The following is a 24837-nucleotide window of genomic DNA, read 5'->3' on the forward strand; positions in this document are numbered from 1 at the left end:
AACTCTACGGGCGTGCTCCCGCGCGGTGCCCGGAGCTGCCGGTAGGGGGAGCGTCGGCGCCGCGATCGACCAGCCAATAGGATGGACACCTGTGACTCCCTCCGACCTTGCTCAGCTGCTCCGCGGAACCGCCGCCGGTGTCCTCACCGACCGTGGTCTCGACGCGTCCGTTCTTCCCGAGACCCTCACCGTCGAGCGCCCGCGCAATCCGGAGCACGGCGACTACGCGACCAACGTCGCGATGCAGGTCGCGAAGAAGGTCGGTGTCAATCCCCGCGAACTCGCCACCTGGCTCGCCGACGCCCTGACCGCCGCCGACGGCATCGATTCCGCCGAGGTCGCGGGCCCCGGCTTCCTCAACATCCGACTCGCCGCCGACGCCCAGGGAGCGATCGTGGCGAAGGTGCTCGCCGAGGGTGCCGCCTACGGCAACGGCAGCGACCTCGCGAACACCAAGATCAACCTCGAGTTCGTCTCCGCCAACCCCACCGGCCCGATCCACCTCGGTGGCACCCGCTGGGCCGCGGTCGGCGACGCGCTCGGACGCATCCTCACCGCACAGGGCGGCGAGGTCACCCGCGAGTACTACTTCAACGACCACGGCGCGCAGATCGACCGCTTCACCCGGTCGCTCATCGCCTCCGCGTTCGGACAGCCCTCCCCCGAGGACGGCTACGCCGGCGCGTACATCGTCGACATCGCCTCCTCCGTGCTCGAGCAGCGCCCCGACGCCCTCGAACTCCCCGAGGCCGAGCGGCACGAGACGTTCCGCTCGATCGGCGTGGACCTGATGTTCGCGCACATCAAGCGCACCCTCCACGAGTTCGGTGTCGACTTCGACGTGTACTTCCACGAGAACTCCCTCTTCGAGAGCGGAGCGGTCGACAAGGCCGTCGAGACCCTCGAGGCGTCGGGCAACCTGTACTTCGAAGACGGCGCCTGGTGGCTCAAGAGCACCGACTACGGCGACGACAAGGACCGCGTCGTCATCAAGTCCGACGGCAACGCCGCCTACATCGCCGGCGACATCGCCTACTTCCAGGACAAGCGCTCGCGCGGTTTCGACCTGTGCATCTACATGCTCGGGGCCGACCACCACGGCTACATCGCGCGCCTCAAGGCCGCCGCCGCCGCTTTCGGTGACGACCCCGACACCGTCGAGGTGATGATCGGCCAGATGGTCAACCTCGTCCGCGGTGGCGAGGCCGTGAAGATGAGCAAGCGGGCCGGCACCGTCATCACCCTCGACGACCTCGTCGAGGCGATCGGCGTCGACGCCGCGCGCTACTCGCTCGTGCGGTCGTCGGTCGACCAGAGCATCGACATCGACCTCGAACTGTGGGCCAGCACCACGAACGAGAACCCGGTCTACTACGTGCAGTACGCCCACGCGCGACTGTCGTCGATCGCGCGCAACGCCGCCGATCTCGGCCTGACCACCGAGGGCGCCGACTTCGCACTGCTCACCCACGAGCGCGAGGGCGACCTCATCCGCACCCTCGGCGAGTACCCCCGAGTGCTCGCGAAGGCGGCCGAACTGCGTGAACCGCACCGCGTCGCCCGGTATCTCGAGGAACTCGCGGGCACCTACCACCGCTTCTACGACGCCTGCCGGATCCTGCCGCAGGGCGACGAGGAGGCCGGCCCGCTGCACACCGCGCGACTCGCGTTGTGCGCGGCTGCACGTCAGGTCCTCGCCAACGGCCTCGGCCTGCTCGGCGTCACCGCCCCGGAGCGGATGTGAACGCGCATCCGGCGGGACCGCGCCACGCCCAGATCCCGCACGCCCCGAACCTGCCCGAACGGCCCACCGACGCCGCGGCGCTCAACGCGCTCGCTCCGCACGTGTGGCCGCGCAACGCGTCGCGCGGCGACGACGGCGTCATGCGCATCGCCGGCATCCCGGTGACCGAGCTCGCCGAGAAGTACGGCACCCCGCTGTTCGTCGTCGACGAGGACGACTTCCGCTCCCGCTGCCGGGAGATCGCGGAGGCCTTCGGTCCGTCGGCGAAGGTGCACTACGCGTCGAAGGCGTTCCTGTGCAGCGAGATCGCGCGGTGGGTCCACCAGGAAGGGCTCTCGCTCGACGTCTCGTCCGGTGGTGAGCTCGCCGTGGCCCTGCACGCCGGCTTCCCCGCCGGGAAGATCGCGATGCACGGCAACAACAAGTCCGTCCGCGAACTGCAGGCCGCCGTGACCGCCGGGGTCGGGCACATCGTGCTCGACTCGCTCGCCGAGATCGACCGGCTCGACGCGGTCGCCGGTGAGGCCGGTGTCGTCCAGGACGTGCTCATCCGCGTGACCGTGGGAGTCGAGGCCCACACCCACGAGTTCATCTCCACCGCGCACGAGGACCAGAAGTTCGGGCTCTCGCTCGCCGGTGGCAACGCCATGCAGGCCGTGCGCCGCGTCTTCGCGGCCGACAATCTCCGCCTCGTCGGCCTGCACAGCCACATCGGCTCGCAGATCTTCGATGTCGACGGCTTCGAACTGGCCGCCCATCGCGTCATCGGCCTGCTGCGCGACATCGTCGCCGAGTTCGGTGTCGACAAGACCTCGCAGATGAACATCGTCGATCTCGGCGGTGGCCTCGGCATCTCGTACGTGCCGAGCGACGACCCGCCGCCGGTCGCCGATCTCGCGGCGAAGCTGGGCGACATCGTCCGCACCGAGTCCGCGCTCGCCGGGCTCCCGGCCCCGACCCTCGCGGTCGAACCGGGCCGCGCCATCGCCGGACCGGGCACGGTGACGCTCTACGAGGTGGGAACCCTCAAGGACGTCGAGGTCGGTTCCGGGCACGTCCGCCGCTACATCAGTGTCGACGGCGGTATGAGCGACAACATCCGCACGTCGCTGTACCAGGCGGAGTACGAGTCGCGCCTCGTCTCCCGCGTGAGCGACGCCGAGCCTGTCGTCTCGCGCGTCGTCGGCAAGCACTGCGAGAGCGGCGACATCGTCATCCGCGACGCCTGGATGCCCGCCGACGTCGCAGCCGGTGATTTACTGGCGGTCGCGGCGACGGGTGCATACTGCTACTCGATGTCGAGCAGGTACAACCTGCTTCCTCGCCCCGCCGTCGTGGCGGTCAAGGACGGTGTCTCGCGCGTTCTGCTGCGTCGCGAGACCCTCGAAGATCTGCTCAACTTGGAGGTTTCGGAGTGACCAGTGCAACGGCGACCGATGCTTCGGGCCGGCGTCCGGTGGGTGTGGCGGTTCTCGGGCACGGCACCGTCGGTGCCGAGGTCGCGCGGATCATCCGCGAGGACGCCGCGGATCTCGAGGCGCGCATCGGTGCCCCCCTCGAGCTGAGGGGCGTCGCCGTGCGCGACGCCGCCCGCGACCGGGGTCTTCCCGCGGAGCTGGTCACGACGAACGCCGAGGCGCTGATCCGCCGCGACGACGTCGACATCGTCGTCGAACTCATCGGTGGCATCGAACTGCCCCGCAAGCTCGTGCGCACGGCGCTCGACGCCGGCAAGTCCGTCGTCACCGCCAACAAGGCACTTCTCGCCGCCTACACCGGCGAACTGGCCGAGGTGGCCGAGGCCCGCAACGTCGACCTGTACTTCGAGGCGTCCGTGGCCGGCGCGATCCCGGTGATCCGCCCGCTGACCCAGTCGCTCGCGGGCGACAAGGTCAACCGGGTCGTCGGCATCGTCAACGGCACCACGAACTACATCCTCTCGGCGATGGACGAGACGGGCGCCGACTACGGCGAGACGCTCGCCGAGGCGGGCCGCCTCGGATACGCCGAGGCCGATCCCACCGCCGACGTCGAAGGCTTCGACGCCGCCTCGAAGGCGGCGATCCTCGCGTCGATCGCCTTCCACACCCGCGTGACGGCCGCCGACGTCTACCGCGAGGGCATCTCCTCGATCACCGCGGCCGACCTCACCTCGGCGCGCGCGCTCAACTGCACGATCAAGCTGCTCGCGCTGTGCGAGCGCGTCCCGTCCGCAGACGGCAAGGACCGCGTGTCCGCCCGGGTCTATCCGGCCCTCGTGCCCCGCGAGCATCCGCTGGCCTCGGTCAACGGCGCGTTCAACGCCGTCGTCGTCGAAGCGGAGTCCTCGGGTCGGCTCATGTTCTACGGCCAGGGTGCCGGTGGCGCTCCCACCGCCTCCGCCGTGATGGGCGATCTCGTGATGGCCGCCCGCAACCGGGTGCAGGGTGGTCGTGGTCCGCGTGAGTCGAAGTACGCGCAGCTGGAGATCGCGCCCATGAGCGACATCCTCACCCGCTACTACGTCAATCTGAAGGTCGCCGACCGCGCCGGCGTGCTCTCCGCGGTGGCCGCCGAGTTCGCCACGCGGGGCGTGAGCATCGCAGCGGTCCGCCAGGAAGGCGCCGGCGACGCTGCCCGTCTGGTGGTACTCACCCATCAGGCCACCGACCGTGCGCTGGCGGATACCGTCGCAGCGCTCGACAAACTCGAATCCGTGATCGCTGTGACCAGCGTCCTGAGACTGGAGGGATCCGCCGAATGAGCGCGGCCGAGAAGAACACCACCCCCGTGCACACGCCGTGGCCGGGCCTGATCGAGGCGTACCGTTCGCGCCTGCCGATCGGTGACGACTGGAAGACGGTCACGCTGCGCGAGGGTGGCACGCCGCTGCTCCCGGCTCCGCGCCTGTCGGAGATCACCGGCTGCGAGGTGCATGTCAAGGTCGAGGGTCTCAACCCCACCGGCTCGTTCAAGGACCGCGGTATGACCATGGCGGTCACCGAGGCCCTCGCGACCGGCAAGCAGGCCGTGCTGTGCGCCTCCACCGGCAACACCTCCGCGTCGGCCGCCGCCTACGCCGCCCGCGCCGGTATCGGCTGCGCGGTTCTCGTGCCGCAGGGCAAGATCGCGATGGGCAAGCTCGCCCAGGCCGTCATGCACGGCGCGAAGATCGTCCAGGTCGAGGGCAACTTCGACGACTGCCTCGAGCTCGCCCGCAAGACCACCGCGGAGTTCTCCACCATCGGTCTGGTCAACTCGGTGAACCCGGTGCGCATCGAGGGTCAGAAGACCGCGGCCTTCGAGATCGTCGACGCGCTCGGCGATGCCCCCGACGTGCACATCCTGCCCGTCGGCAACGCCGGCAACATCACAGCCTACTGGAAGGGATACAGCGAGTACGCGGCCGACGGCCTCAGCACGCGCCGCCCGCGCATGCTCGGCGTCCAGGCGGCCGGTGCGGCCCCGCTCGTCCTCGGCCATCCCGTGAAGGATCCCGAGACCATCGCGACCGCCATCCGGATCGGTGCCCCCGCATCGTGGAACGGCGCGGTCGCCGCCAAGGAGGAGTCGAACGGCGCGTTCCGTGCGGCGACCGACGAGGAGATCCTCGAGGCGTACCGGCTGCTCGCGAAGTCCGAGTCGATCTTCGTCGAGCCGGCTTCGGCCGCCTCCATCGCAGGTCTGCTCGCCGCGAGCAAGGAAGGCTGGCTCGAGCGCGGCCTCAAGGTCGTGTGCACCGTGACCGGCAACGGTCTCAAGGACCCCGATACGGCCCTGCGCGACGTGCCTGTGGTCGAGCCCATCCCGGTCGACCCGGTCGCGGTCGCCTCCGCGCTCGAGTTGGCCTGAGTTGACCGCCACGCCTTCCTCCGTTGGGAATCAGGACATGACGCAGACGTTGCCCGTGGGGCTTTCGGTGACGGCACGGGTTCCCGCCTCGAGCGCGAATCTCGGCCCCGGCTTCGACTGCCTGGGTCTCGCCCTCGGTCTGTACGACGAGATCACCGTCACGACAACGGCTTCCGGGCTCGACGTGAAGGTGGAGGGGGAAGGCGCCCAGGAGGTTCCGTGGGGACCCGCCCATCTCGTGGTCCGTGCCGTCGAGCGGGGACTCGAGGCCGCCGGTGTGTGGGCGGACGGACTGGACGTCGTGTGCCACAACGTCATCCCGCACTCGCGTGGCCTGGGATCCTCCGCCTCGGCGGCGGTGGGAGGGCTGGCAGCGGCCAACGGGCTCGTCCGCAAGATCGCTCCCGAGCGTGTCCTCGACGACGAGCAGCTCGTGCAGCTCGCCTCCGAGTTCGAGGGCCATCCCGACAACGCCTCCGCGAGCGTCCTCGGTGGGGCAGTGGTGTCGTGGACCGAGGCCGAAGTCGACTCCGAACAGCGGACCTACCGCGCGGTGAACCTGCGTGTGCACCCGGACATCAAGGCGTACGCCTTCGTCCCGTCGGTCCGTTCGTCGACGGCCCACACCCGGGGCCTGCTGCCCGAACTCGTCCCGCACCGGGACGCGGCGTTCAACGTCAGCCGGGCGGCTCTGGCGGTCGTCGCGCTCACCGAGCGGCCCGAACTGCTGATGCCGGCGACGCAGGATCTGCTCCACCAGGCCCAGCGGGCACCCGCACTGCCGCTCACCACCAAATGGGTGGCTGCACTGCGCGAGGCGGGCATCCCCGCCGTCGTCTCGGGTGCCGGACCGACCGTCCTTGCGCTCACGACCTCCGCACTGCCCGACGAGCTGCGGGCCGCCGCCGAGGCCGACGAACTGACGGTGCTCGACCTCGAGATCGCCGAGGGCGTCCAGGTCGACTGAGCCGACGCGCAGTGCTGGGGGACCGACGGATGGTGCCGGATGGGGGTCGACGGGTGGTGCAACACACACGTCCCATCCGGCACGGCGATTCTTGCTCTACGTACAGATCGTCGCTATTCTGTGGGGTGTCCGCACGTCGTGCGTATCAGTCGCCGGATTCTCCAGGGCAATCACTCCAGCTCCATCGGGGCGTCGAGCCTGGATCGATCCTCACCTGCTCCCGGATCCGGGAGGGGGACAGACCGCACCTACCGGATTTCGGTGTGGTGGCGGACGTGCCGACCGTTCGTTTTCCCTGAACTCGTACGGCAAATCCCAGCTCAGTGGACGAACTGATCTGCGGGACGAACCCTCTGCTGCGCATGAGCGAGCGAGGGAAGGAAGGATCTCCGTGACAGATACGGACCTGATCACTACACCTGCACTCGACATTCCCGAGGCCGGTAGCCGGACGACCACGCGCGGTCGCCGCGGAGCAGGCCTTTCGGGCATGGTGCTCGCCGAGTTGCGGACTCTTGCCGCCGAGCTCGGAATCAAGGGCACCTCCGGGATGCGCAAGGGTGATCTCATCGCTGCGATCAAGGAGAAGCAGGGAGGCGGCGCCGCCGCACCTGCCGAGCAGCCTGCCTCCGGCGCCGAGAAGACGGCTGCCCCCGAGAAGGCCGAAGCAGCAGCGAAGACCGAGACGGCCGACAAGCCCGAGGAAGCGCCCTCGCGTGGCACCCGCGGTCGCCGTGGCCGTGCCGCCGCCGACGAGACCGCCGCGCCCGAGCAGAAGGCCGACGCCGAGCCGGCCGAGCAGAAGGCCGACACCAAGCCGGCCGAGCAGAAGGCCGACGTGAAGTCCGGCGACGAGGGCTCGCAGGAGAAGCCGCAGGGCGGCCAGACCCCCAGCAGCGACAACGAATCCGACGGGAACCGTCGCGGCCGTGGCCGTCGCGGACGCCGCGGTGGCGACAACTCCGACCAGAACCAGCAGGCCGAGAGCACTGACGCGTCCGAGGACGGTCGCCAGGACCGCGACTCGCAGCGCGACAAGGGCCAGGATCGCGACTCGCAGCGCGAGCGTGGCCAGGACCGCAACTCCGGCGACGGCTCCTCGCGCCGCGATCGCAACCAGGGCGACCGCAACCAGGACGGTGGCGATCGTGACGGCGGTAACCAGGGTCCGCGCCAGGGCCAGGACAACCGTGGGGGAGACGACGAGGAAGGCGGCCGCGGTCGCCGGGGTCGTCGTTTCCGTGAGCGTCGTCGTGGACGCGACCGCGGCGAGAGCGGTTCGGACTCGCGCGAGCCCGAGATCCGCGAGGACGACGTCCTGCAGCCGGTCGCCGGCATCCTCGACGTCCTCGACAACTACGCGTTCGTGCGCACCTCCGGCTACCTCGCCGGCCCGAACGACGTGTACGTGTCGATGAACATGGTGCGCAAGAACGGCCTGCGCCGCGGCGACGCCATCACCGGCGCCGTGCGGGTTCCCCGAGAGGGTGAGCAGGGCAACCAGCGTCAGAAGTTCAACCCGCTGGTCCGCCTCGACACCGTCAACGGCCGCGAGGTCGACTCGGCCAAGCGCCGTCCCGAGTTCAACAAGCTCACGCCGCTGTACCCCAACCAGCGACTGCGCCTCGAGACCCAGCCGAACATCCTCACCACGCGCGTGATCGACCTGGTCATGCCGATCGGTAAGGGTCAGCGCGCACTCATCGTGTCGCCGCCGAAGGCCGGTAAGACCACCGTCCTCCAGGACATCGCGAATGCGATCGCCGTCAACAACCCCGAGTGCTACCTGATGGTCGTGCTTGTCGACGAGCGTCCCGAAGAGGTCACCGACATGCAGCGTTCGGTGAAGGGTGAGGTCATCGCCTCGACCTTCGACCGGCCGCCGTCGGATCACACCTCGGTCGCCGAACTCGCCATCGAGCGTGCGAAGCGTCTCGTGGAGATGGGCCAGGACGTCGTGGTGCTCCTCGACTCCATCACCCGTCTCGGCCGCGCGTACAACAACTCGTCGCCGGCATCCGGACGCATCCTCTCCGGTGGTGTCGACTCGACCGCGCTGTACCCGCCGAAGCGTTTCCTCGGTGCTGCCCGCAACATCGAGAACGGCGGATCGCTCACGATCATCGCCACCGCGATGGTCGAGACCGGTTCCACCGGCGACACGGTGATCTTCGAGGAGTTCAAGGGCACGGGTAACGCCGAGCTCAAGCTCGACCGGAAGATCGCCGAGCGGCGCGTGTTCCCGGCGGTCGACGTCAACCCGTCCGGTACGCGCAAGGACGAGCTGCTCATGAGCCCCGACGAGTTCGCCGTGGTGCACAAGCTCCGCCGCGTGCTCTCGGGCCTCGATTCGCACCAGGCGATCGATCTGCTCATCGACCGGCTCAAGAAGTCCAAGACGAACATCGAGTTCCTCATGAATGTGGCGAAGACCGCACCGGGGGCACTCGACGACTGACGTCGGCGCCCCGGGGAATTTCTTCCCGGGGCCCTACGTTTGGCATAATCGACAGGCTCAGTCCGGCTCCGGTTCACGTCTTCGACCCGCGAAGGCGACCCGGCGGCCATGAAAGGGACACCATGAAGGCAGGAATCCACCCCAACTACGTGACGACGACCGTCGTCTGCGGTTGCGGTAACACGTTCGAGACGCGCAGCACCAAGGAGTCGGGACGTATCAACGTCGAAGTCTGCTCCAACTGCCACCCGTTCTACACCGGCAAGCAGAAGATCCTCGACACCGGTGGACGCGTCGCGCGCTTCGAGGCTCGCTACGGCAAGCGTGCGCCGAAGAAGGCCGCTTCCGACAGCTAGCTGTCACGCCGACGCCCGGTACTGCCCTCGTGCAGGCCGGGCGTNTCGGCTTTTTTCATTGCAAGACCGAAATCAGAGCGGAGCACACTCATGGCGGGGCAGACCAAGCCGTCGGCCATCGACGACATCCTGGCCGAACACGCGGGTCTGGAGCAGCAGCTGTCCGACCCGTCGCTGCACGACGATCCTGCGGCAGCGCGTCGGGTGGGTAAGCGGTTCGCCGAACTCGCCCCCGTGATGTCGACCTACAACGCTCTGAAGCAGGCCCGCGAAGATCTCGAGGCGGCACGCGAACTCGCCGCCGACGACTCGTCGTTCGCGTCCGAGGTCGACGACCTCGAAGGGCAGGTCGCCGAGCTCGACCGCTCGCTGACCGACCTGCTCGCCCCGCGCGACCCGCACGACGGCGACGACGTGGTCCTCGAGGTCAAGTCCGGTGAGGGCGGCGAAGAGTCCGCCCTGTTCGCCGGCGATCTCACCCGGATGTACACGCGCTACGCCGAACGTGCCGGTTGGCGCGTCGAGGTCCTCGGTGCCACCTACTCCGATCTCGGCGGCTACAAGGACGTCACGCTGTCGATCAAGTCGCGGACCGACGTGCGCGACGGCGTGTGGTCCCGTCTGAAGTTCGAGGGCGGCGTGCACCGCGTCCAGCGTGTGCCCGTCACCGAGTCGCAGGGACGCGTGCACACCTCCGCGGCCGGCGTCTTCGTCTACCCCGAGCCCGACGAGGTCGAGCAGGTGCAGATCGACGAGAGCGACCTGCGCATCGACGTCTACCGGTCGTCCGGCAAGGGTGGTCAGGGTGTCAACACCACCGACTCTGCCGTGCGCATCACGCACCTTCCCACCGGCATCGTGGTGACCTGCCAGAACGAACGCTCGCAGCTGCAGAACAAGGCCCGCGCGATGCAGGTCCTCGCGGCGCGCTTGCAGGCGGCGGCCGAAGAGGCGGCCGAGGCCGAGGCATCGGCGGGTCGCGCCAGCCAGGTCCGGACCGTCGACCGGTCGGAGCGCATCCGCACCTACAACTTCCCGGAGAACCGGATCACCGATCACCGCATCGGCTTCAAGTCCCACAACCTCGACGCGGTGCTCGACGGCGAACTCGACGCGCTGCTCGACGCCCTGGGCGCCGCAGACAGAGAGGCCCGGCTCGCGGCGGAGTAACCGCGAACCGGGCTCGTCGGCAGGGGAGCGGGGCTCTACTCCACCGTCGGGTCGGTGTTCTCGTCCTCGTCGGGTGCCGCTGCCGGCGGAACATTGGTGAGATCGACGCCCGGCAGCAGGAAGCAACCCTCGCCGCCGGAGTTCTGATGGGCGCCCCAGACTGCGCTGACGACGAGTCCGTCACCGGTCTGGAGGGCGACCGCAGGCTCGTCCTCGTCGATTGCTTCCGGAAGGACACCGCCGCCCAGCTGCAGCGTCCTCAGGTTCAGCCAGTTGATCTGGCCTCCGCCGCTGCCTTCCTGCTCGATTTCGTACTCGATCTGGCCGGGCGCCGCGTCCTCCTCGGCGAGAACGGTCTCCGTGTCGACCGGGCCGATGCCCGCCGGGCATCCGATGGGGATCGGCTGGAAGTCGATGGGCTCGGCACTCGCGAGAGCAGGAGCCGCAAAGGCGGTCGCGCCGGCAGCGGCAAGAACGGTGATTCCACGCACAGTCCGCGTCTTCATGAAGCAATCCCTTTCTGTCGATGAAACCGACCGGAAGGTATCGGTCCTCGTTCGGGTGCCCACCTCGTCGTGTCGTCAATCACGTTGCCGGAAACGCGTCCGATGTCCGGTCCGGGTGTTCTGCGTGCAATGTGAGGGCTACCTCGGCGTAGTGCAGGTCCGAGGTCGTGGCACGCTGTAAGGCGTGAGCCGTCAACCTCTGCGCCTGGCCATCATCGAAGCGGCATCGGTCCTCGAGGAAGCCGGAGTCCCGAGTCCCCGGGTCGACGCCGAACTTCTCGCAGCGCACCTGCTCGGCATCGAGCGCGGGCGACTCGGTCTGGTCCCGCTCGTCGATGCGACGACCATCGGCGCCTACCGCTCGATGGTCGAACAGCGGGCGAAGCGGATTCCTCTGCAGTACATCACCGGCACCTCGCCGATGGGGGAGATCGACCTGGCAGTGGGGCCGGGGGTGTTCGTCCCGCGACCCGAGACGGAACTGCTGCTCGGGTGGGCGCTGGCCTTCCTCGAACGCCACGGCAGCCGCAACCCGGTCGTCCTCGACCTGTGCACCGGATCGGGCGCGCTGGCCCTGGCGATCGCGCATGCGCGTCCCGACGCCGAGGTCCACGCCGTCGAACTCGAAGCGAAGGCCCTCGCCTGGGCGCGTCGGAACGCCGAGACCCGCGCGGAGGAAGGGGACACCCCGATCCGGCTGTACCAGGGCGATGTCACCGACCGCATGCTGCTCACCAACCTCGAAGGCAGTGTCGACCTGGTGGTCGCCAACCCGCCCTACATCCCGGAAGGGGCCGACCTCGAACCCGAGGTGGTCGAACACGATCCGCACTCGGCGCTCTTCGGGGGAGCGGACGGGCTGTCCGTCATCCGGCCGATGGTCTCCAATATCGCGCGGTGGCTGCGGATCGGGGGAGCGGCAGCGGTCGAGCACGACGACACGCACAGCCTGCTGGTCGCCGAACTGTTCGAGCAGCGTCGGGTGTTCGGCGACGTCGTCCGGCACCCCGACCTCGCCGGGAAGGCCCGCTTCGTGACCGCGCACCGTGTTCCCACAGCGGTGGAGGCCGACCGCATGAAGTCGGTACGGTCTGCGGCGGACGGCTGACGGGCAGGACCCGTCCGGTGCCGATTGCGGCCGAAGTGGAAGGATGAGCGCGTGAGCACCGTGTACGACTGCAACAACGAAGCTTCGCGCGCCGCCGGACTCAACGCGGCGCGCGGCGCACTCAAGGCCGGACGACTCGTCGTCGTACCCACCGACACGGTGTACGGCATCGCTGCCGACGCCTTCGACTCCGACGCCGTAACGGCGCTCCTGCGCGCGAAGGGGCGCGGCCGCGACATGCCGGTGCCGGTCCTCGTCGGCTCCTGGACGACCATCGACGGTCTCGTCGCCTCGGTGCGTCCCGAGGCGCGGGAGTTGATCCGCGCGTTCTGGCCGGGCGGGCTCAGCCTCGTGGTGCACCAGGCACCGTCCCTGGCCTGGGACCTCGGGGACACCCGCGGCACCGTCATGCTCCGCATGCCGCTGCACCCCGTCATCCTGGAACTGCTGCGCGAGGTCGGTCCGCTCGCGGTCTCCAGCGCCAACGTCTCCGGCCGGCCCCCTGCCACGAACGTCACCGAGGCGCGCGAGCAACTCGGAGCATCGGCGAGTGTCTATCTCGACGGCGGTCCGGCAGAGCACGGGGTCGCATCGACGATCGTCGACCTGACGGGCGACCGCCCGCGCATCCTGCGCGAAGGCGCGGTGACGGCCGAAGCACTCGCGGAGGTGCTCGGCGACGATCCCGAGCGCCTTCGGTCCGGCGGGGAGTAGCGGCGGAGGAACGGAGCACGTGACTGCAGCCGACACCACCGCCGTACTGCTCGCCCAGGCCGGGCGCGGCGCCGGCGTTCCCATCCGGGAGCTTCTCCTCGTCCTGCTCACCGCCGCGGTGGTGACCTTCCTCGCGACCGGTGTGGTGCGGATCCTCGCGCTGAAGTTCGGAGCGGTCGCCGTTCCCCGCGACCGCGACGTGCACGTGACCCCGACCCCGCGGATGGGTGGGGTCGGCATGTACATCGGCCTCGTCGCAGGAATCGTGTTCGCTCAGCAATTACCTGCTCTGACAAGGGGTTTCGAATTCACTCCGGATATGGGGGCGGCGCTCGTCGCGGCCTCGATCATCGTCGTCGTCGGCATCGTCGACGACCGGTGGGGACTCGACGCGCTCACCAAGTTCGTCGGCCAGGTCACCGCGGCCGGCGTGCTCGTGATCATGGGCGTGAGCTGGATCGTCATCTACGACCCGTTCAGTGCCTCGACGCTCGTCCTCGACCAGCTCCAGGGCGGTCTCATCACCGTCGCCGTCGCCGCGGTGACGATCAACGCGATGAACTTCGTCGACGGACTCGACGGTCTCGCGGCCGGACTGGGGCTTATCGCCGCACTCGCGATCTGCGCGTTCTCCGTCGGTCTGCTGCTCGATCAGGGCGGCGACGTCTCCGCCTACCCGCCGGCACTCATGGCCGCGGCCCTCGCCGGTGCCTGCCTCGGCTTCCTGCCGCACAACTTCCAGCCCGCCAAGATCTTCATGGGCGACTCCGGGTCGATGCTCATCGGTCTCATGCTCGCCGCGATCTCCACGAGCGCCTCGGGCCTCATCCCGCTCAGCGCCTACGGTTCGCGCGACCTGCTCGGTCTGCTCTCGCCGCTGATCCTGGTCGGTGCCGTGATGTTCATCCCGATCCTCGACCTGCTCCTCGCGATCGTGCGGCGCACCCGGGCCGGCGTCAGCCCCTTCAGCCCCGACAAGATGCACCTCCACCACCGCCTGCTGCAGATCGGGCACTCGCACCGTCGCGTGGTGCTGCTGCTCTACCTGTGGGTCGGCATCCTGGCCTTCGGGGCCGTCGGTTCCTCGCTGCTCGACCGGCGGGCGGTGGTGTTGATCCTCGCGGGCGGTCTCGTGTTCGCCCTCGTCGTGACCGCCGTGCCGTCGCTGCGGCGGCACGACGAGTCGGGGGAGACGCCGCCGGGGCACTCCCGAGAGGTCGGTTAGGCTCGGATATCGTGACGAACCCGGATCATCCCGAACCCGACCACGGTCTGCCCTCGCTGCCCGACCCGATCGCGCCGATGCGCGCGGCCGTGCGGTACGGCGCCCTCGGTCTTCTCGCGCTCGCCGTCGTGGCGTCGGTGATCTCGGTGCTCGTCGCCGGGATGCCCGGCCTGTGGGGTGCGCTCATCGGAGCGGCCGTCGGCGGAGGGTTCATCCTCTTCACCGCACTCGGCGTTCTCCTGACGTCGAAGATGCCGGCGATGACCGCCGGAGCCGTACTTCTCGGCACCTGGCTGCTGAAGCTGATCCTCGCCATCGTCGTGATGGGCTCGCTCGATTCGCTCGACTTCTACAACCGCAACGCGCTCGTCCTCACCATCGTGTTCGCCCTGGTCATCGTTCTGGGAGCCGAGACCTACGGGGTGCTCTCGCAGCGCGCCCTGTATGTCGATCCTCAAGCGTCGTCCGGATCCGACAACGACGATCGGTAGTAGCACCGCTTGTCCATAACCCCCCACGTAGGAACCCACCTACGCACTGTCGTAGAGCAGTTGGTAGGGTGAGTTCTGCGAGAGTGACGCTGCCCGCATCGGGTTCGAAGAGGGTGCGCAGTTGTGACTTCGTAGGCGGTCGTGTTCAAATGGCCGCCGAGTCGACGAGAGTCGCCGACACCGGCAGGAAGCGGGACCGTTCACGCGGTTCGGACCACTGGCGAATACGCGAGCCGACCTGGTCGACTTCTGGATCGTCAATGTCCGATCGAACCGCAGACGGCATGCCTGCGGCCGACTACGGGAGAGAGCGCTGAGCGTCACCACCTTGGCAGCCGGAGAATTCCACGCGCCGTCACTAGCTGATTTTTTCCCACCGGCAGTCCTGTTCGAAGGCACCCCCTTCGAGATGGACCGGTTGATGCTCATCCGCGTCGCCGTCGCCCTGATCGTCGCGCTGTTCTTCTTCTTCGCGCTGCGGAGTCCGAAGATCGTGCCGCGGGGCGTGCAGAACGTCGCCGAGATCATGCTCGACTTCGTCCGGATCCATATCGCCGAGGACATCCTCGGTAAGGAACAGGGACGCCGGTTCCTCCCGGTGATCGTCACCATCTTCTTCCTGGTGGTCGGTCTGAACCTGACATCGGTCATCCCGTTCCTCAACATCTCGTCCAACGCACGAATCGGTATGCCGATCGTGCTCGCGGCACTCGCCTACATCGTCTTCAACTATGTGGGCATCAAGAAGTACGGATTCTTCCGCTACGTCAAGAGCAGCATCGTCATCCCGAACCTGCCGCCCGCTCTCCACGTGCTGGTGATCCCGATCGAGTTCGTCTCGACGTTCATTCTGCGGCCGTTCACGCTGACCATTCGTCTCATGGCCAACATGCTGGCCGGTCACATCATGCTCGTGCTGTTCTTCAGTGCCACGCAGTTCTTCTTCTTCGATTCCGACGGCTTCATGAAGGTGTTCGGCATCGGTTCTCTCATCGGCGGAATCGCGTTCACCTTCTTCGAGCTCCTGGTGATCGTCCTGCAGGCCTACATCTTCGCGCTGCTCACCGCGGTGTACATCGATCTGGCCCTGCACGCCGAAGAGCACTAGCTCGACGAACGGCACGACCCACATCTACACAAAGACTGACTCGGTTGCCGACTCCCGGGGCCGAGCCACAAGAAAGGGAATGGAACACCAATGAGCGTTGCGCTTCAGGCAGCAGACGTCCTCGCCCAGGAGACCACGATCTCGGGTGCAGGCGCCATCGGCTACGGCCTCGCCGCCATCGGCCCCGGCATCGGCATCGGCATCGTCGTCGGCAAGGCGATCGAGGGCATGGCTCGTCAGCCCGAGATGGCCGGCCAGCTGCGCACCACGATGTTCCTCGGTATCGCATTCACCGAGGCCCTCGCGCTGATCGGCATCGTCGCCGGCTTCATCTTCTGATCCGACGATCACAATGGCTGACAGCATCCTGATCCTCGCGGCAGAGGAAGGGGAGACTCCCAATCCCCTTCTCCCCGCGACATACGACATCGTCTGGTCGCTGGTCGCCCTGATCCTCGTCGGATTCGTCTTCTGGAAGTTCGTGCTTCCGATGTTCCAGAAGGTGCTCGACGAGCGTTCGGAGCTGATCGAAGGCGGCATCAAGAAGGCAGAGGAAGCTCAGGCGGAGGCTGCGGCCGCGCTCGAGCAGTACCGTAGCCAGCTCGCCGAGGCCCGCACCGAGGCGGCGCAGATCCGTGAAGAGGCCCGTGCACAGGGCCAGCAGATCATCGCCGACATGAAGGCGCAGGCCCAGGAGGAGAGCGACCGTATCGTCGCCGCCGGTCACAACCAGCTGCAGGCCCAGCGCCAGCAGATCGTGGCCGAGCTGCGTAGCGATCTCGGACGCAGCTCCGTGGATCTCGCCGAGAAGATCCTCGGCGAAGCGCTCGCGGACGACGTGAAGCGTGCCGGCTCGATCGATCGGTTCCTCGACGAACTCGACTCCCTCAGCGCTGACTCTGCATCCGGAAAGTGAGCACCATGTACGCAGCAAGCCGTGAGGCACTCGCTCATACGCGTTCCGCGTTGCAGTCCGCCCTGGGCTCGGGTGCCGCGACTGCCGCTGCGGCTCAGGCCGGTTCCGAACTCTTCTCGGTGGTCGAGGCGCTCGACAGCCAGCGGGCCCTCCGGACCGCGCTGGCCGACGCCTCGGCCCCGGCTGCCGTTCGCGAGCGGCTGGCCGAGCAGGTCTTCGGCGGCAAGGTTTCGGCCCAGACCCTCGCGACCGTCGAGGCCGCAGCGGGGCAGGACTGGTCGGCACAGTCCGACCTGACCGGCTCGCTCGTCCAGCTCGGCCGTGAGGCACTGCTGAAGGCCGCAGCGGAACAGGACCAGCTCGACACCGTCGAGGACGAACTGTTCCGCCTCGGTCGCATCGTGGCAGGCGACCCCGAACTCGAGCAGACGCTCTCGGATCGCAGCACCCCGGCTTCGGCCAAGCGTGATCTGCTGACGCGCCTGCTGTACGGCAAGGTCACCGCAGTCACCGAGGCGCTGGCGGTCCACGCGGTCGGTCGGCTGAGCAAGTCGCCGGCCGAGACGTTCGACGAGTTGTCGGCGCTCGCCGCGGCCCAGCGGGACCGTGCCGTCGCGCACGTCCGCAGCGCGGCACCGCTCGATGCGAAGCAGGAGGAGCGGCTCACCGCGACCCTGACCCGCATCTACGGGAAGCCTGTGACGGTGCACGTCGAGGTCGATCCCGAGCTTCTCAGTGGATTGGTCGTCCGGGTGGGCGACGAGGTCATCGACGGTAGTGCCGCGGGTCGACTCGCTGCAGTGCGCAAGAGCCTCACGTAGTCCACTACCGAACACACACATAGATCTTTTCGAAGACCAGATACCGAGAGCAGGAAGAACATGGCGGAGCTGACGATCTCCTCCGACGAGATCCGTAGCGCGATTGACAATTACACCGCGAGCTACTCCCCGGAGGCCTCCCGCGAGGAGGTCGGCGTGGTCGTCGACACCAGTGACGGCATCGCGCACATCAGCGGTCTGCCGTCGGCGATGGCGAACGAGCTGCTGGAGTTCCCCGGTGGCGTCCTCGGTGTGGCCCTCAACCTCGAGGCCACCGAGATCGGTGCCGTTATCCTGGGCGACTTCCAGACCATCGAGGAAGGCCAGGAAGTCAAGCGGACCGGCGACGTTCTGTCGGTGCCGGTGAGCGACAACTTCCTCGGTCGCGTCGTGAACCCGCTCGGTCAGCCGATCGACGGCCTCGGCGACATCGAAGCCGATGAGACCCGCGCCCTCGAGCTGCAGGCCGCGACCGTGCTGGAGCGCCAGCCGGTCGAGGAGCCGCTGCAGACCGGCATCAAGGCCATCGACGCGATGACCCCGATCGGCCGCGGCCAGCGTCAGCTCGTGATCGGCGACCGCAAGACGGGCAAGACCGCGGTCTGCATCGACGCGATCCTGAACCAGAAGGCGAACTGGGAGACCGGCGACCCGAAGCAGCAGGTCCGCTGCATCTACGTCGCGATCGGCCAGAAGGGTTCGACCATCGCGGGTGTCAAGCAGGCACTCGAGGAGAACGGCGCGATGGAGTACACCACCATCGTCGCGGCTCCGGCCTCCGACTCCGCCGGCTTCAAGTGGCTCGCCCCCTACACCGGTTCGGCCCTCGGCCAGCACTGGATGTACCAGGGCAAGCACGTCCTCATCGTGTTCGACGACCTGACCAAGCAGGCCGAGGCCTACCGCGCCATCTCGCTGCTGCTGCGTCGTCCGCCGGGCCGCGAGGCATACCCCGGCGACGTCTTCTACCTGCACTCGCGTCTGCTGGAGCGTTCCGCCAAGCTCTCCGACGAGCTCGGTGGCGGCTCGCTGACGGCCCTGCCGATCATCGAGACCAAGGCGAACGACGTGTCGGCCTACATCCCGACCAACGTCATCTCCATCACCGACGGCCAGGTCTTCCTCGAGTCCGACCTGTTCAACAAGGGTGTCCGCCCCGCCATCAACGTCGGTATCTCGGTTTCCCGAGTCGGTGGCGCCGCCCAGACCAAGGGCATGAAGAAGGTCTCCGGTTCGCTGCGTCTCGAGCTCGCGCAGTTCCGTGAGCTCGAAGGCTTCGCCGCCTTCGCTTCCGACCTCGACGCCGCGTCGAAGGCTCAGCTCGAGCGCGGTCAGCGTCTCGTCGAGCTCCTCAAGCAGGACCAGTACGCGCCCATCGCGGTCGAGGACCAGATCGTGTCGATCTACCTCGCCGGCGAAGGTGTCTTCGACTCCGTTCCGGTCGAGGACGTGCGTCGCTTCGAGACCGAGCTCCTCGAGGATCTGCACCGCAACGCCGCAGGCGTCTACGAGCAGATCGCCGGTGGCAAGGCCCTGTCCGACGAGTCGATCGAAGCTCTCCGCGCCGCGACCGCCAAGTTCAAGGAGGGCTTCATCGCCTCCGACGGCAGCCGTGTCGTGAACGAGGCAGAGGCCGAGGCCCTCGGTGCCGACGAGGTCCAGCAGGAGCAGGTCTCCGTCAAGCGCACCACCGTTCGCAAGTGAGCGGGGAGTCCATGACCCAGCGTCCAGTGAAGGGAGTGTGATCGACGAATGGCGAACTTGCGCGAACTGCGCTCGCGGATCAAGTCGGTCAACTCGACCAAGAAGATCACCAAGGCGCAGGAACTGATCGCGACGTCGCGTATCACGAAGGCCCAGGCCCGAGTGGCAGCGTCCAAGCCGTACGCCGAGGAGATCACCAAGGTGCTCTCCGAGCTGGCGAGTGCGTCGGCCTCGTTGGATCACCCCCTGCTCAACGAGCGCGAGAACCCCAAGCGTGCCGCAGTGCTGGTCGTGACCAGCGACCGCGGTATGGCCGGCGGTTACAACTCCAACGTCCTCAAGGAAGCCGAGGAGCTGCGTCAGCTGCTCCTCAGCGAGGGCAAGGAGCCTGTGCTGTACGTGATGGGCGGTAAGGGCCTCGGCTACTACACGTTCCGTGAGCGTGAAGTGGCCGCTGCCTGGACGGGCTTCTCGCAGGACCCCCGTTACACGGACGCCGCGAAGGCGAGCCGTCACCTGGTCGAGCTGTTCATGGCGGGTTCGGGCACCGAGGTGCCCGCCCCGAACGGCGAGGGCACCATCGAGGGCGTCGACGAACTGCACATCGTCTACACCCGCTTCGTGTCGATGCTGACCCAGACCCCCCAGGTTCGCAGGATGGCTCCGCTCGAGGTGAGCATCACCGAGGACGAGATCGACCTCGGCGAGGACATGCTCACCGACGGACGCCGCGCCACGGACACCGAGGGACCGCAGGCCGTGTACAACTTCGAGCCGGAGGCCGGAGTTCTGCTCGAGGCTCTCCTGCCGAAGTACATCAGCACGCGGATCTACGCGTCGCTGCTGGACGCGGCGGCCTCCGAGTCGGCAGCCCGTCGTACCGCCATGAAGGCCGCGACGGACAATGCCACGGAACTGGTGAACACCCTCAGCCGTCAGGCGAACCAGGCCCGCCAGGCCCAGATCACCCAGGAAATCAGCGAGATCGTCGGCGGTGCCGGTGCGCTCGCCTCGAGTGCAGGAAGTGACTGAACCACAATGACCGCAGCAGTAACCGACAACAACGCCGGTGCGGCGTCGGCCCTTGCCGGGCGCGTCGTCCGCGTCATCGGCGCCGTCGTCGACGTGGAATTCCCGCGTGGCGCCGTGCCCGAGCTGTTCAACGCCCTGCACGCAGAGGTCACTCTGCCGTCCGTGGCGAAGACCCTGACCCTCGAGGTCGCGCAGCATCTGGGTGACAACCTGGTCCGCACGATCTCGATGCAGCCCACCGACGGTCTGGTGCGTGGCGCCCCCGTCAGCGACACCGGCAAGCCGATCTCGGTTCCCGTCGGCGACGTCGTCAAGGGCCACGTGTTCAACGCGCTGGGCGACTGCCTGGACGCGCCGGGCACCGGACGCGACGGCGAGCAGTGGGGCATCCACCGCAAGCCCCCGGCCTTCGACCAGCTCGAGGGCAAGACCGAGATCCTCGAGACCGGCATCAAGGTCATCGACCTGCTGACCCCGTACGTGAAGGGCGGCAAGATCGGTCTGTTCGGTGGTGCCGGTGTCGGCAAGACCGTTCTGATCCAGGAGATGATCACCCGTATCGCGCGTGAGTTCTCCGGTACGTCGGTGTTCGCCGGCGTCGGTGAGCGCACCCGTGAGGGCACCGACCTCCACCTCGAGATGGAAGAGATGGGCGTCCTCCAGGACACCGCCCTCGTCTTCGGCCAGATGGACGAGCCGCCGGGCACGCGTATGCGCGTCGCTCTGTCGGCCCTGACGATGGCGGAGTACTTCCGCGACGTCCAGGGACAGGACGTGCTCCTGTTCATCGACAACATCTTCCGCTTCACGCAGGCCGGCTCGGAGGTTTCGACCCTCCTCGGCCGTATGCCGTCGGCCGTGGGTTACCAGCCCACGCTGGCAGACGAGATGGGTGAGCTCCAGGAGCGCATCACCTCGACGCGTGGCCGCTCGATCACCTCGCTGCAGGCGATCTACGTGCCCGCCGACGACTACACCGACCCCGCGCCGGCCACGACGTTCGCTCACCTCGATGCGACCACCGAGCTCTCGCGTCCGATCTCGCAGATGGGTATCTACCCCGCTGTGGACCCGCTGACGTCGACCTCGCGAATCCTCGAGCCGGGCATCGTCGGTGCCGACCACTTCCGGGTGGCCAACGAGGTCAAGCGCATCCTGCAGAAGTACAAGGAACTGCAGGACATCATCGCCATCCTCGGTATGGACGAGCTCTCCGAAGAGGACAAGGTCACGGTCGCCCGTGCCCGTCGTCTCCAGAAGTTCCTCGGCCAGAACTTCATCGTCGCCGAGAAGTTCACGGGTCAGCCGGGTTCGGTCGTGCCGCTCGCCGACACCATCGAGGCCTTCGACCGCGTGTGCAAGGGCGAGTTCGACCACCTGCCCGAGCAGGCGTTCAACAGCTGCGGTGGACTCGACGACGTCGAGGCTGCAGCCAAGAAGATCGCCGGAAAGTAGGCCACCGTGGCTGAGATGAGCGTGGATATCGTTGCCGTCGAGGAGCGTGTGTGGTCCGGATCGGCGACTCTCGTCACCGCCCAGACCACCGAGGGCGAGATCGGCATCATGCCCGGTCACGAGCCCGTGCTCGGCCAGCTCGTCGAGGGTGGCGTCGTGTCCGTCAGGACCGCGGACGGTGAGCGGATCGTCATGGCCGTCCATGGCGGATTCCTCTCGGTGACCGCGACGACGGTGACGGTGCTCGCCGAAGCCGCCGACCGCGTGGAGGACATCGACGTCGAGGCAGCCAAGTCGACTCTGAACGATGCAGATCGTGACGAGTCGGAGATCGCAGCGGCCCGCGGCCGCCTGCGGGCTGTCGAACGAGCCTGATCGTCGAACAACGAGAAGCCGCGACGGAGCCNTATCCTTGTGGTGCTGCTCGCGGTCTCCGTCGCGGCTTTGTTGTACCGCCTCTTCACCTTGCGCGGCGGGGGTACCGCCGCCATTCTGCGAGTGATGCCTCAGAACGAGGGTTCCGGCTGGAGGCACGGAATCGTTCGGTACGGCGACGAGACACTCGCCTTCTTCAAGCTGTCGAGCCTTCGGCCCGGACCCGACGTTCGCCTGACCCGTCAGGGCATCGATGTGCGTTCGCGGCGCAAGCCGGAAGGCAGTGAATTCGACATCATGACCGAGGACATCGTGATCCTCGATGTGATCGACCGCGACGACTCCTACGAGATCGCGCTCGACAGCGGCGCTTTGATGGCCTTCATGTCCTGGGTCGAATCCAGGCCCGACGGCCGGTCGCAGCGCCGCCGCCCCCTCTAGAGGGACTTCCTCACGCGCCCGCTCCCGGCTTCCACAGCACGTCGCCGTCCGGGTTCGCGATCCGGCACAGGATGAAGAGCAGATCCGAGAGCCGGTTCAGGTACTTCGCCGGCAGGACGGTCGTATCGTCCGGAGCCGCGTCCACCGCTGCCCATGCCGACCGCTCCGCACGCCGTGCGACCGTCCTGGCGATGTGCAGCAGAGCAGCCCCCGGCGTACCGCCCGGAAGAATGAACGAGTTGAGCGGTTCCAGCTCCTCGTTGAACTCGTCGCACCAACCCTCGAGCCGGTCGATGTACGGCTGGGTGATCCGCAGCGGCGGGTACTTCGGGTTCTCGACCACGGGCGTCGACAGATCGGCGCCGGCATCGAAGAGATCGTTCTGGATCTGACGGAGTACCGGGACGAGCCGTTCCGGGAGTGCTCCCAGTGCGAGCGCCACACCGATCGCCGCGTTGGTCTCGTCGCAATCGGCGTAGGCGACCAGACGAGGGTCGTTCTTCGAGACGCGCGAGAAGTCGCTGAGTCCCGTCGTTCCGTCGTCTCCGGTGCGCGTATAGATCCGTGTCAGGTGGACTGCCATGAGCGTCACGGTACCGGCTCTGCTCTTCCTGCGGACACGCCCGTTACGCTGTGTCGTTGTGAGTGAACGCTTTCTTGTCACAGGTGGGAGCCGCCTTTCCGGCGACGTCGTCGTCGGGGGTGCCAAGAACAGCGTCCTCAAGTTGATGGCCGCGGCACTGCTCGCCGAGGGCACCACCACGATCACCAATTGCCCCGACATCCTCGACGTGCCCCTGATGGCCGATGTCCTGCGTGGACTCGGATGCGAGGTCGAACTCGAAGGCGACGCCGTACGCATCACGACCCCTGCCGAACCCGAGTATCGCGCCGACTTCGCGGCCGTGCGGCAGTTCCGGGCGTCGGTCTGCGTACTCGGCCCGCTGGTTGCACGCTGCCGCAAGGCGATCGTGGCGCTGCCCGGCGGCGACGCCATCGGCTCCCGTCCGCTCGATATGCACCAGGCGGGTCTGCGACTGCTCGGCGCCCATTCGTCGATCGAGCACGGATGCGTCGTCGCGGAAGCGGACGATCTGCACGGTGCCACCATTCGTCTGGCGTTCCCTTCGGTGGGAGCGACGGAGAACATCCTCATGGCCGCGGTCCTCGCCAAAGGGGACACGACCATCGACAACGCGGCCCGCGAACCCGAGATCGTCGACCTGTGCAACATGCTCGTCCGCATGGGGGCACGGATCACCGGTGCGGGCAGTACGACGCTGCGGGTCTCGGGAGTCTCGTCCCTCCGTCCCACCGAGCACCGGTGCATCGGCGACCGGATCGTTGCGGCGACGTGGGGGATCGCAGCGGTGATGACGCGGGGCGATATCGCCGTCCGCGGCGTCAATCCGAAGCACCTCGCATTGGTGCTGGACAAGTTGCGCAGTGCCGGCGCCGAAGTCATGCCGTTGGCAGACGGATTCCACGTCGTGCAGAAGGAGCGGCCCCGTGCCGTCAACTTCGCGACGCTGCCGTATCCGGGATTCCCCACCGACCTGCAGCCCATGGCCATCGGTCTCGCGGCCATCGCCGACGGGACGTCGATGATCACCGAGAACGTCTTCGAAGCACGGTTCCGGTTCGTCGAGGAGATGGTGCGTCTCGGAGCGGACGCCCGCACCGACGGCCACCACGCGGTCGTGCGGGGAGTGGAGCAGTTGTCGAGCGCTCCCGTGTGGGCATCGGACATCCGTGCGGGCGCAGGTCTGGTGCTCGCCGGCCTGTGTGCGGACGGGGTCACGGAAGTGCACGACGTCTACCACATCGACCGTGGTTATCCGCGGTTCGTCGAGATCCTTCAGGAACTCGGCGGAACCATCGAGCGGGTGGGTGTCGAGGAAGGCCGACTCCTGTCGCACTAGGGAGAAATCCCTGGTCGGGCCCTGTGCCCGGCGTCACCGGAAGTGATTTCCGTCCGGTCGGCACCTTTCGAGGACATCCACCTGGGCTTTCATCGAAGCCTACCCCCTTTGACCAGGCGATTTGGCAGGCAGTTGATCCTCGCGTAACTTATTCCAGGTCAGAGCGACACGGACACCGACCCGGGCCGAGAGGAACGGGACAACGAGGTTGGACGAAGGCGCCTGAACTTGGTTACGAGCCCCCGATTCTTCTGGTAAGGTCGGTGGCTCCGGAGGTCGAAGAGACCTCCTGATGAACAGTCACCCCGGAGTGAACGAACCGGAAGGTTCGGGATCGATGGTGTGTGCGTGTTCTTTGAGAACTCAACAGTGTGCCGATGAATGTCAGTGCCAAATAATATTTGGTGCGGCCACTTCACTTTTGTGGGTGGTTGTTGCTGGACATCGCATTCTTCCGTCTGCGGTGATCCAGTGTTTGAGCTAGTTTGAGTTT

The 24837-nt window shown here is 67.5% G+C and carries 24 protein-coding genes; 22 read left to right on the forward strand and 2 right to left on the reverse strand.

Annotated elements, in window-relative coordinates:
- The first annotated feature begins 91 nt into the window (after positions 1 to 91).
- The 8 genes from argS (at position 92) to prfA (ending at position 10526) form a co-directional block, all read left to right on the forward strand.
- Positions 92 to 1744: an arginine--tRNA ligase gene (gene argS / locus ACLBYD_RS11455; protein ID WP_447816526.1), complete on the forward strand. Its 1653-nt coding sequence runs from the start codon at positions 92 to 94 to the stop codon at positions 1742 to 1744.
- Positions 1741 to 3162 carry a diaminopimelate decarboxylase gene (lysA, locus tag ACLBYD_RS11460; protein WP_447816527.1) on the forward strand — a complete coding sequence of 474 codons (1422 nt, stop codon included), beginning with the start codon at positions 1741 to 1743 and terminating at the stop codon, positions 3160 to 3162. Before argS ends, lysA begins: the two co-directional genes overlap by 4 nt.
- 38 nt (positions 3163 to 3200) lie before the next feature.
- Entirely contained in the window at positions 3201 to 4487 is a 1287-nt protein-coding gene (locus ACLBYD_RS11465) for a homoserine dehydrogenase (protein WP_016693794.1), read from the forward strand.
- Complete coding sequence (thrC, locus tag ACLBYD_RS11470; RefSeq protein ID WP_016693795.1) at positions 4484 to 5575, forward strand: threonine synthase; 1092 nt, start codon at positions 4484 to 4486, stop codon at positions 5573 to 5575. Before ACLBYD_RS11465 ends, thrC begins: the two co-directional genes overlap by 4 nt.
- Positions 5576 to 5612: 37 nt before the next feature.
- The gene (gene thrB, locus ACLBYD_RS11475) at positions 5613 to 6542 is read left to right on the forward strand and encodes a homoserine kinase (protein ID WP_447816528.1); all 930 of its coding nucleotides are present in this window, start codon (positions 5613 to 5615) and stop codon (positions 6540 to 6542) included.
- Between the two features lie 391 nt (positions 6543 to 6933).
- Positions 6934 to 9000, forward strand: coding sequence for a transcription termination factor Rho (gene rho / locus ACLBYD_RS11480; RefSeq protein ID WP_447816529.1), 2067 nt, complete (start codon positions 6934 to 6936; stop codon positions 8998 to 9000).
- Positions 9001 to 9122: 122 nt separating this feature from the next.
- Entirely contained in the window at positions 9123 to 9356 is a 234-nt protein-coding gene (gene rpmE / locus ACLBYD_RS11485) for a 50S ribosomal protein L31 (protein ID WP_006552583.1), read from the forward strand.
- A 90-nt stretch (positions 9357 to 9446) separates the two neighbouring features.
- A complete protein-coding gene (gene prfA / locus ACLBYD_RS11490) occupies positions 9447 to 10526 on the forward strand; it encodes a peptide chain release factor 1 (RefSeq protein WP_120282109.1) in 1080 nt (359 codons plus the stop codon).
- Between the two features lie 35 nt (positions 10527 to 10561).
- Here the strand turns inward: prfA and ACLBYD_RS11495 are convergent, their stop codons facing one another.
- Positions 10562 to 11032 (reverse strand): hypothetical protein, encoded by a 471-nt coding sequence (locus ACLBYD_RS11495; protein WP_447816530.1) that lies wholly within the window; start codon positions 11030 to 11032, stop codon positions 10562 to 10564.
- Between the two features lie 184 nt (positions 11033 to 11216).
- Between ACLBYD_RS11495 and prmC the strand changes: the two genes are divergently transcribed.
- The 13 genes from prmC (at position 11217) to ACLBYD_RS11560 (ending at position 22422) form a co-directional block, all read left to right on the forward strand.
- Positions 11217 to 12140 (forward strand): peptide chain release factor N(5)-glutamine methyltransferase, encoded by a 924-nt coding sequence (gene prmC, locus ACLBYD_RS11500; RefSeq protein WP_447816531.1) that lies wholly within the window; start codon positions 11217 to 11219, stop codon positions 12138 to 12140.
- Between the two features lie 51 nt (positions 12141 to 12191).
- Complete coding sequence (locus tag ACLBYD_RS11505) at positions 12192 to 12854, forward strand: L-threonylcarbamoyladenylate synthase (RefSeq protein ID WP_024103704.1); 663 nt, start codon at positions 12192 to 12194, stop codon at positions 12852 to 12854.
- A gap of 19 nt (positions 12855 to 12873) precedes the next feature.
- Positions 12874 to 14079, forward strand: coding sequence for an MraY family glycosyltransferase (locus tag ACLBYD_RS11510; protein WP_447816532.1), 1206 nt, complete (start codon positions 12874 to 12876; stop codon positions 14077 to 14079).
- A gap of 11 nt (positions 14080 to 14090) precedes the next feature.
- Positions 14091 to 14570, forward strand: coding sequence for a hypothetical protein (locus ACLBYD_RS11515; RefSeq protein ID WP_006552589.1), 480 nt, complete (start codon positions 14091 to 14093; stop codon positions 14568 to 14570).
- 409 nt (positions 14571 to 14979) lie between these two features.
- Entirely contained in the window at positions 14980 to 15678 is a 699-nt protein-coding gene (gene atpB, locus ACLBYD_RS11520) for a F0F1 ATP synthase subunit A (RefSeq protein ID WP_006552590.1), read from the forward strand.
- 90 nt (positions 15679 to 15768) lie between these two features.
- Entirely contained in the window at positions 15769 to 16017 is a 249-nt protein-coding gene (locus ACLBYD_RS11525) for an ATP synthase F0 subunit C (RefSeq protein ID WP_006552591.1), read from the forward strand.
- Between the two features lie 13 nt (positions 16018 to 16030).
- Positions 16031 to 16594: a F0F1 ATP synthase subunit B gene (locus ACLBYD_RS11530; protein ID WP_006552592.1), complete on the forward strand. Its 564-nt coding sequence runs from the start codon at positions 16031 to 16033 to the stop codon at positions 16592 to 16594.
- A 5-nt stretch (positions 16595 to 16599) separates the two neighbouring features.
- Complete coding sequence (locus ACLBYD_RS11535; protein WP_447816533.1) at positions 16600 to 17415, forward strand: F0F1 ATP synthase subunit delta; 816 nt, start codon at positions 16600 to 16602, stop codon at positions 17413 to 17415.
- A gap of 60 nt (positions 17416 to 17475) precedes the next feature.
- Positions 17476 to 19119: a F0F1 ATP synthase subunit alpha gene (gene atpA / locus ACLBYD_RS11540; protein ID WP_059383708.1), complete on the forward strand. Its 1644-nt coding sequence runs from the start codon at positions 17476 to 17478 to the stop codon at positions 19117 to 19119.
- 48 nt (positions 19120 to 19167) lie between these two features.
- Positions 19168 to 20151: a F0F1 ATP synthase subunit gamma gene (locus ACLBYD_RS11545; RefSeq protein WP_059383709.1), complete on the forward strand. Its 984-nt coding sequence runs from the start codon at positions 19168 to 19170 to the stop codon at positions 20149 to 20151.
- Between the two features lie 6 nt (positions 20152 to 20157).
- On the forward strand, positions 20158 to 21606 hold the full coding sequence (atpD, locus tag ACLBYD_RS11550) for a F0F1 ATP synthase subunit beta (protein WP_016692470.1): 1449 nt from the start codon (positions 20158 to 20160) through the stop codon (positions 21604 to 21606).
- Positions 21607 to 21612: 6 nt separating this feature from the next.
- Positions 21613 to 21981 carry a F0F1 ATP synthase subunit epsilon gene (locus tag ACLBYD_RS11555; RefSeq protein ID WP_006552597.1) on the forward strand — a complete coding sequence of 123 codons (369 nt, stop codon included), beginning with the start codon at positions 21613 to 21615 and terminating at the stop codon, positions 21979 to 21981.
- 33 nt (positions 21982 to 22014) lie between these two features.
- Positions 22015 to 22422 carry a DUF2550 domain-containing protein gene (locus ACLBYD_RS11560; protein WP_447816541.1) on the forward strand — a complete coding sequence of 136 codons (408 nt, stop codon included), beginning with the start codon at positions 22015 to 22017 and terminating at the stop codon, positions 22420 to 22422.
- Positions 22423 to 22432: 10 nt separating this feature from the next.
- Here ACLBYD_RS11560 and ACLBYD_RS11565 read toward each other — a convergent pair whose 3' ends face one another.
- The gene (locus ACLBYD_RS11565; RefSeq protein WP_447816534.1) at positions 22433 to 23005 is read right to left on the reverse strand and encodes a cob(I)yrinic acid a,c-diamide adenosyltransferase; all 573 of its coding nucleotides are present in this window, start codon (positions 23003 to 23005) and stop codon (positions 22433 to 22435) included.
- Between the two features lie 58 nt (positions 23006 to 23063).
- On the opposite strand from ACLBYD_RS11565, the gene murA reads away from it, so the two are divergent.
- Complete coding sequence (murA, locus tag ACLBYD_RS11570) at positions 23064 to 24344, forward strand: UDP-N-acetylglucosamine 1-carboxyvinyltransferase (protein ID WP_447816535.1); 1281 nt, start codon at positions 23064 to 23066, stop codon at positions 24342 to 24344.
- Positions 24345 to 24837: the final 493 nt, after the last annotated feature.

The organism is Rhodococcus sp. C26F, assembly GCF_053345925.1.

Coding starts and splice junctions, on each gene's coding strand:
- thrC (WP_016693795.1), top strand. CDS start 4,484: ATGAGCGCGGCCGAGAAGAACACCACCCCCGTGCACACGCCGTGGCCG.
- thrB (WP_447816528.1), top strand. CDS start 5,613: ATGACGCAGACGTTGCCCGTGGGGCTTTCGGTGACGGCACGGGTTCCC.
- rpmE (WP_006552583.1), top strand. CDS start 9,123: ATGAAGGCAGGAATCCACCCCAACTACGTGACGACGACCGTCGTCTGC.
- prfA (WP_120282109.1), top strand. CDS start 9,447: ATGGCGGGGCAGACCAAGCCGTCGGCCATCGACGACATCCTGGCCGAA.
- ACLBYD_RS11495 (WP_447816530.1), bottom strand. CDS start 11,032: ATGAAGACGCGGACTGTGCGTGGAATCACCGTTCTTGCCGCTGCCGGC.
- atpB (WP_006552590.1), top strand. CDS start 14,980: ATGGACCGGTTGATGCTCATCCGCGTCGCCGTCGCCCTGATCGTCGCG.
- ACLBYD_RS11525 (WP_006552591.1), top strand. CDS start 15,769: ATGAGCGTTGCGCTTCAGGCAGCAGACGTCCTCGCCCAGGAGACCACG.
- ACLBYD_RS11530 (WP_006552592.1), top strand. CDS start 16,031: ATGGCTGACAGCATCCTGATCCTCGCGGCAGAGGAAGGGGAGACTCCC.
- ACLBYD_RS11535 (WP_447816533.1), top strand. CDS start 16,600: ATGTACGCAGCAAGCCGTGAGGCACTCGCTCATACGCGTTCCGCGTTG.
- atpA (WP_059383708.1), top strand. CDS start 17,476: ATGGCGGAGCTGACGATCTCCTCCGACGAGATCCGTAGCGCGATTGAC.
- ACLBYD_RS11545 (WP_059383709.1), top strand. CDS start 19,168: ATGGCGAACTTGCGCGAACTGCGCTCGCGGATCAAGTCGGTCAACTCG.
- atpD (WP_016692470.1), top strand. CDS start 20,158: ATGACCGCAGCAGTAACCGACAACAACGCCGGTGCGGCGTCGGCCCTT.
- ACLBYD_RS11565 (WP_447816534.1), bottom strand. CDS start 23,005: ATGGCAGTCCACCTGACACGGATCTATACGCGCACCGGAGACGACGGA.